This is a genomic window from Candidatus Nitrotoga sp. M5 (assembly GCF_927904885.1).
In the GTDB taxonomy this organism is placed as follows: Bacteria; Pseudomonadota; Gammaproteobacteria; order Burkholderiales; family Gallionellaceae; genus Nitrotoga.
The window spans coordinates 71,303-78,789 of the sequence record NZ_CAKMNW010000006.1 but is presented as its reverse complement, the minus strand read 5'-3'; the positions used below and the strand labels follow the sequence as shown (position 1 = coordinate 78,789).

The 7,487-nt window shown below is 47.4% G+C and carries 4 protein-coding genes; 3 read left to right on the top strand and 1 reads right to left on the bottom strand.

Annotated elements, in window-relative coordinates; translation table 11 throughout:
• Positions 1 to 39: 39 nt before the first annotated feature.
• Positions 40 to 807, bottom strand: a complete 768-nt coding sequence (locus MJ770_RS02630; RefSeq protein WP_239250054.1) for a 16S rRNA (uracil(1498)-N(3))-methyltransferase — start codon at positions 805 to 807, stop codon at positions 40 to 42.
• A gap of 599 nt (positions 808 to 1,406) precedes the next feature.
• Between MJ770_RS02630 and MJ770_RS02625 the strand changes: the two genes are divergently transcribed.
• The 3 genes from MJ770_RS02625 (at position 1,407) to MJ770_RS02615 (ending at position 7,474) form a co-directional block, all read left to right on the top strand.
• Positions 1,407 to 3,815, top strand: coding sequence for a tetratricopeptide repeat protein (locus MJ770_RS02625; protein WP_239250053.1), 2,409 nt, complete (start codon positions 1,407 to 1,409; stop codon positions 3,813 to 3,815).
• A 260-nt stretch (positions 3,816 to 4,075) separates the two neighbouring features.
• A complete protein-coding gene (locus MJ770_RS02620) occupies positions 4,076 to 5,203 on the top strand; it encodes a class I SAM-dependent methyltransferase (protein WP_239250052.1) in 1,128 nt (375 codons plus the stop codon).
• 6 nt (positions 5,204 to 5,209) lie between these two features.
• Positions 5,210 to 7,474, top strand: a complete 2,265-nt coding sequence (locus tag MJ770_RS02615; protein WP_239250051.1) for a glycosyltransferase — start codon at positions 5,210 to 5,212, stop codon at positions 7,472 to 7,474.
• Positions 7,475 to 7,487 lie beyond the last annotated feature (13 nt).

Genomic DNA, 7,487 nt, shown 5'->3' with positions numbered 1-7,487 from the left:
TAAAATAAAATAATGCAACATAACATCAATAGGTTATGTTTATTTCAGCGTCGACGAAATAAAATCTCCCCACAATGCTTGCAAAGTAGCTATGCCCGCCACAGCAGCCGTCTCAGTACGTAGCAAGCGTGCGCCTAAACGGACAGAAACAAAACCCGCCTGTTGAGCAAGCTGTGCTTCGTCCGCACTGAAGCCACCTTCTGGTCCAATCAGCAGGGTAACTTTATCTTGCGGTTTCGGTTGCGCATGCAATGTTGTCACGGCTTCTGGCAACAGGATAAATTTACTGCCCGGCGCATCGCTCATAGCGGCAATCCAAGAGCGAAACTCCAGCGGAGCATGAACCTTAGGTAATATGTTTCTGCCACATTGCTCACATGCTGCAATAGCGATGCCATGCCAATGCTGGGTGCGCTTTTCAGCGCGTTCTCCAGCTAGCTTTGTCATGCTACGTTGAGTCTGTACTGGCTGCATTTCGGTAACACCGAGTTCAGTGGCCTTTTGTATTACCCAGTCCATTTTTTCGCTACTACATAGCGCCTGCGCCAGTACGATGTTTAATGGAGATTCGCGGTCGACCGTGCAGACTTCCAGTTTCTCCAGTACCACTCTTTTGCCTTCGATTTCGCAGATGCGGCCATGAAGTTCATTGCCTATACCATCAAATACCCGAGCTTCATCATTAACACGCAAGCGCAAAACTCGGCTGGCGTGATGTGCAGCAGCTTGTGGCAGCTCAAATTTGGTGCTTGCATGCAATGGCGGGGGGCAAAAAAAACGTGGTGTAGACATTGATCGATTAGGCATAAATTGTCTGCATGATAATATAACGGACACCTCTAAAAATTCAAATTTCTAGCAGCATGTCGGACTTAAAGGAGGTCGGCTACAAATTGAGTTGAGCGGTGACTATTTCGCCGATTTCTTGGGCAATAGAATAACTACTACCTGCAAAACTGTCTAAATTCATCCTCGTTCAGTTAAATTTTCGCTACGATTGTTTAAATCCGACAGGATGCCAGACAAGACAGGAGACGAGTAAAAAAATTTACTGCAGCATACATGTTGATATGCAAGCGATTATTTTTCGAGTAACGCCGTGTTGTGACGAAACGGATACGCAGGTAAGTCAAATGCAGCTGCTCGAAAATTGCGATTTTAGAGATACCCATTAGGTCAAAGTTGCTTTGCACAGGCACATGCCGTACACAAAAATTTTTTAGTGTACTCTCTTGCTTGGAATGAAGAGTCCGTGATTAAACATTGTCATTGAAGCCATGTTTACAACTGCAGGCGACGACAAGTGCCGTGATTGGTGGCCCGCTTGATCTCGAAATCACCGCTACCCGACCTGGTATTTAAGCAAGTAGATAACACCAATCTAAAATATTCAAACGATATTTAAAATGAAAAAAATCGGCCGAAATGATCCATGTCCATGTGGCAAAGGAAAGAAATATAAGCATTGTTGCGAGCCAAATGGCGAAGTTGATAGGGCTAAAACGCAGTCATCAGATTTATCAATTTCCCAAGTCATCCAGGTTGCACGGGAGCACCATCAGGCTGGGCGTTTGTCTCAAGCAGAAGCTATATATCAACAAATACTCCAGATAGTGCCAAACCACCCGGATGCGCTGCATTTATCAGGGCTGATTGCTCTTCGGAGGGGGAAGAGCGAGATTGCTGTTGGACTTATCAGCAGAGCCATTAGTGTAAATCCATCTAATCCAGCTTATTACATTAACTTGGGGAACGCGTTCAAAGATCAAGGTCGGCTGCAGGAAGCGATCCTAAATTACCAACAAGCGGTTTCGATCAAGCCTGATTTTGCCGAAGCGTGCACCAACTTGGGAAATGCCCTAAAGGAACAAGGTAATTTGGAAGCAGCGGTTGAGAACTTCCGTCGGTCACTCGCATTAAAACCGAATTTTGCTGAGACACACAGCAATTTGGGGAATGCACTCAAGGATCAAGGTCTGCTAGAAGAAGCAATAGCCTGCTACAGCCAAGCGCTTCAGCTCAGGCCTGATTATGCCGAAGCATACAACAACTTGGGAGCTGCACTTAAGGCGCAAAACAAGCTGAATGAAGCAATCGAAAGTTATCGTAAGGCGGTTTCACTCAAGTCAGATTTTTTTGATGCGCATAACAATTTGGGGAATGCGCTCATGGCACAAGGCAATCTGGAAGCAGCCGTTATGAGTTTCTACCAGTCGCTCTTAATCAAACCCGATTTTGCCGAGGCGCACAACAATTTGGGGAATGCACTTAAAGATCAAGGCAAATTGGATGCGGCGATTGGAAGCTTCCAGAGGGCGCTCGAAATCAAATCGGATTTTGCCGAGGCGCACAGTAACCTCGGACTTACGCTTCATAAGCAAAGCAAAATGGACGAGGCGATTGCCCACTACTACAAAGCGCTTTCAATCAAACCGGATTATGCCGAAGCGTACAACAACCTGGGACTTGCGTTACAGGAACAAGGCAAATTGGATGAGGCGGTTGACAGCTACCACAGAGCACTCGCGCTCAGGCCGTTTTATTCCAAGGCCCATAGCAACCTGCTTTTTTCCCTAAGCTTTTATTCCAAGTGCTCGCCTGATACTTATCTTGCTGAAGCACGTGATTATGGCAACAAAGTGATGAGAAGTGTCCAACCGTATACAAGTTGGTCCGTTTATCCAGCAAATTCAGCTGAAAAAAGTGTGCAGACTTTGCGGATTGGCTTGGTTTCCGGAGACTTTAAAGCGCATCCAGTTGGTTTCTTCCTGGAAGGCATTCTCGCGAATTTAAACCCTGATCGTGTAGAACTAGTTGCATATTCGGTCTCTCCGCTAGAGGACGAACTCACCGCCCGTATCCGACCTTGTTTTGTTGCGTGGAATCTTATCGTGGGTCTTAGCGACGAAGCCGCAGCCCAGAAAATTCACGACGATGGCATCCATATTCTTGTTGATCTGGCAGGGCATACTGCCAGCAATCGCTTGCCAATGTTTGCGTTGAAGCCTGCCCCAGTGCAAGTAAGTTGGTTGGGATATTTCGCTACTACCGGGTTACCTGGGATTGATTATCTGCTGGCAGATCCAGTATCGGTGCCGGAATCTCACCAAGAGCACTTTACCGAAACTGTGTGGTACTTGCCAGAAACTCGGCTTTGCTTCACTCCACCTGCGAATAGTACGGAACTGGGATTAACACCCTTGCCGGCAGTACAGAATGGCTATATCACTTTTGGTTGCTTCCAAAATCTTACCAAGGTAAATAATGCTGTACTGGCTGCATGGGGGCAAATTTTCCTCGCTTTGCCAGAAGCTCGACTATGGCTGCAAAGTAGTCAGATGAATTGCTCAACTGCACGCGAATATCTGCAACGTCGGTTAGCTCACGTCGGGATAATGCCGGAGCGGGTAATAATGGAAGGACATGTTCCAAGAGCGGATTATCTTGCGACATATGCTAACGTGGATATCATTTTGGACACATTCCCTTATCCGGGTGGCACCACAACCTGCGAAGCTATGTGGATGGGGGTACCTACACTGACCCTCGCAGGCGACACATTACTTGCCCGTCAAGGTGCCAGCATGCTTGCCTGTGTCGGCCTCGAAGACTGGATTGTCGGTGATGAAAGTGACTACGTAACCCGGTCGCTGTTGCACGCCACTGACATTAATGGTTTGGTGCAGCTGAGGTCAGTATTACGGCAGAAAGCGCTTGCTTCGCCACTTTTTAATGCTTCACGTTTTGCTCTGCATCTGGAAGACGCACTTCAAAGAATGTGGCAACAAAAAATGTACTTGGACTCTGACCATTAATGGATTCATAGTGCATCTCAGATGCATGCGCCGCACAAATACATACGAGCTATGGTCCCGTTTGAAATGTTCTGGTTCTGAGTATTTAATGTGTTGATCTGGCCCTGAACTTTCAGCCATTATTCTTATCCTTACGTTTGGGCAACGTCAACAAATTAAAGTTCAATCAATTTGAGGACTTACCATCAAAACACATTCATTAAGTGCTGAATTAATCCTTGTAGTGTGTATAATATTTAGTTTTTATATTGCCTGAATTTGTGAGCAAACCTCTTTCCTTCACGGGTGAACGTTTTTTGCCCGAGTGTAGCGGCGAAATCTGGTATGAACATTGGCACCGTTATGCCTTGGTACGCCAGTTAACCCAACATTGCACAGTTTTGGATGTAGCCTGTGGTGAAGGTTACGGTGCCGCTATGGTGGCTGAAGCCGCTGATCAAGTGGTGGGTGTTGATTTATCTGCTGATGCAATTCAGCACGCCAAAATCAATTATGGGCATCATGCTAACCTGCAATTTGTTACGGCTTCATGTGAATGTTTGCCATTTTCAGATGCGAGTTTTGACTTCGCAATCTCCTTTGAGACGATAGAACATATTGAGATGCAGAAAGAGTTTATTTCTGAACTCACGCGTGTCTTGCGCCCAGATGGGATATTGATTCTGTCCTCTCCAAACAAACGCTTATATTCCGATGCACATGATTATCACAATGAATTTCATGTGCGTGAACTGTATAGAAATGAGCTGGAAGACTTGCTACATGTGTCTTTCCCGCATATTTCCTGGCTTGGTCAGAAACTTTTGTTCCATTCCACAATCTGGCCAGAAAACCAGGCATGCGTTACAACAGAATATTTTGTTAACGACGATCGGCAAGTTACTGTAACCAGCCGGCCTTCTGTTGAACCAATGTATTACATCGCAGTCTGTAGTCGTAACCCCACAATGCTGCCGACAGCGCTAAATAAACTTTCTTTGTTCAGCGACAGCGCCGAAATGGTTTATCAGGATTATGCCAAACAGACCAGGCGCGTGCTGGAGCTGGATCAACTTCTAAAAGATCGCGAGTGCCTGATTACTGAACGCGACAAATTTCTCTCGCTTCGCACTCAACAAATGGAAGAATGTGAACACCTGATCGCTGAACGTGATGCGCTTTTGAATATGCGCACAGAACAATTAAATGACCGTACCAGTCAATTAAATGAACATGCTGAAGAAATAAATAAACTTAATGCGCTTCTGATGTTACACAACGAACAAATTGCTGAACATGAACGCTTGAATGTTGTTCTCAAACAGCAAATAGACTATCGCGCCAGTCTGACTTGGTGGCTAAAATCGCCGTTGCGTTTCATCACGCGTGCTTTCAAAGGAAACTCTTGAATTAGCATGTTACCCCCAGCAATCGACATTATCATCCCAGTCTACAATGCATGTGAGGACTTGCAGCGCTGTCTCGACAGTGTGCTTCGCACCACCATGCCCCATCACCGCATCATTATGATTGACGATTGTTCGACGGATAGTCGCATTGCCGATTATTTTGAGACACTGCGTAACGCAGCCGACCCACGTCTATCGCTGCTCCAGAACGATACCAACATTGGCTTTGTCAGCACCGTTAACCGTGGTATGGAGCTCAGTCAAAATGATGTGGTGTTGCTCAATTCCGATACCATCGTTACCACAGGCTGGTTGAGGAAACTTGGCTGTTGCGCTGACTCAGACCCGCTTATCGGTACAATCACGCCGTTTTCTAACAACGCCGAAATTTGCTCGTTCCCAAATTTTTGCCAAGATAATGCGTTACCTCAAGGAATGAATGCGGAGGACGTCAATTGCGCTATAGAGGCTGCCGCTCTTCGCGTTTATCCTGATATACCCACCGGGGTCGGATTTTGCATGTTTATTCGCCGCCGTCTGCTTAATAAAATCGGTATGTTCGATGCTATTACTTTCGGTCTCGGCTATGGCGAAGAAAATGATTTCTGTATGCGCGCGCTGGAAGCTGGATGGCGCAATGTGCTGTGCGACGATACTTTTATCCAACATGTCGGCAAATGCTCCTTTAGTACAAATAAAGAAACGCTGGTTAAAGAAAATATGCAGCGTTTGCTGGCTAAGCATCCAGACTATATGCAGCGTGTAATGGCTTTCATTGTGGCCGACCCAATCAAACCAATCCGTCAGTTGGCACAGTCGTTTCTGGCGCTCACAGGAGCGGCTGGCGATAAACCCGGCATTCTGCATATCATACACGGCCGTAGTGGCGGTACTGAGCAGCACACCCGCAGCTTGATGCACAGTGATGGTGGAGACTGCCGTCACTATTTATTGGTAACCATGGGTGATGTCTGGCAACTGAAGGATGCCAACAGCGGTGAGCTGCTTACTTATCAATTCAACCGGCAACCCGATCAGCTGTGGACGGATTTTCTGGCCGGCCTGTGTGCCAATTTTCGTATCCATTTGTGCCATATACATCATCTGGCCGGTTGTCGACCTGGTTTACTGGAAGCGATGCGCAACCTTGGAATTCCATTTGGCTTCAGTGTGCACGATTTTTTTCTGGCTTGTCCGACCATTAATTTGCTCGATGCCGAGGGACTATATTGTGGCAGCGAAACTGAGGCAGCGAACTGTCAAAATTGCCTTAATGCCCAGCCAGACTTTCGCGGCATAGACATCGTTGCTTGGCGCGCAGTGCATGCTGATTTCATTAAACGGGCAGTATTCGTGATTGCTCCGAGCGATTTGGCCGCTGAAATGTTCAGTCGCTATTTTCCACGCGATGATATTCACGTTATCCAGCACGGCGTCGATTTCACCGCCAACCACACTAATGCGCTGACATCAGCGCTACTATTACCTAAGGATGCGCACCAAAGTATCGGTGTGTTGGGTGCTATTGGTCCGGTCAAAGGCGCCCGTCAATTGGAGCGTTTAGTGGAACGCAGCCGCGAGCGCAAACTGCCATTTCGCTGGGTCGTGGTTGGCTATATGGATCGCCAGTTTCAGCCCCATCAAACTGCCGACGCCTTATTGACCGTGCATGGCCAATACACACCAGATCATATGGAAGCATTGCTCGACCATTATCGAATTAACCTGGTGGTGTTCCCATCCGCTGGCCCGGAAACCTATTGCTACACCCTGACAGAAGCCTGGATGGCTGGACGGCCAGCATTGGTACCACCGATCGGCGCGTTATATGAGCGTGTGCAAACAAATGGGGCTGGCTGGATCATGCAAGACTGGTGTGATACAGATGCTATATTAGATGACATTATTTCAATATTACGGCCGGAAAACAGTGCCGATTTTATCCACAAGCAAGCTCAAGCGCGGGCAGTGCCGGTCGCCTCGGTGCGCGACATGGCTAATGCCACCGAGATGGTTTACCACGAAGTTTTGTTGCATCATGTTGCCAAATTCGCCGCACCGTTGCCTCAAACCACCCTTTACACTGCGCTACAAACTGCGCTGGGAGTGGCTGCCGCCGACAAGCATCGTAAGCTATCGACAGGTGGACACTGGTTGCTGCGGCTTGCACATCTCGGCTTGCGTATGCGCTACACATTACTTGGCCGCTGGCTATATCGCATCATCCCGGTTCGATGGCAACAGATCCTTAAGCACCGACTATTGGCCTAGCAGGCTGTCAGAC

Bases quoted from the DNA above. Each gene is read 5' to 3' on its own strand.
- MJ770_RS02630 (WP_239250054.1), bottom strand. From the start codon at position 807: ATGCCTAATCGATCAATGTCTACACCACGTTTTTTTTGCCCCCCGCCA.
- MJ770_RS02625 (WP_239250053.1), top strand. From the start codon at position 1,407: ATGAAAAAAATCGGCCGAAATGATCCATGTCCATGTGGCAAAGGAAAG.
- MJ770_RS02615 (WP_239250051.1), top strand. From the start codon at position 5,210: ATGTTACCCCCAGCAATCGACATTATCATCCCAGTCTACAATGCATGT.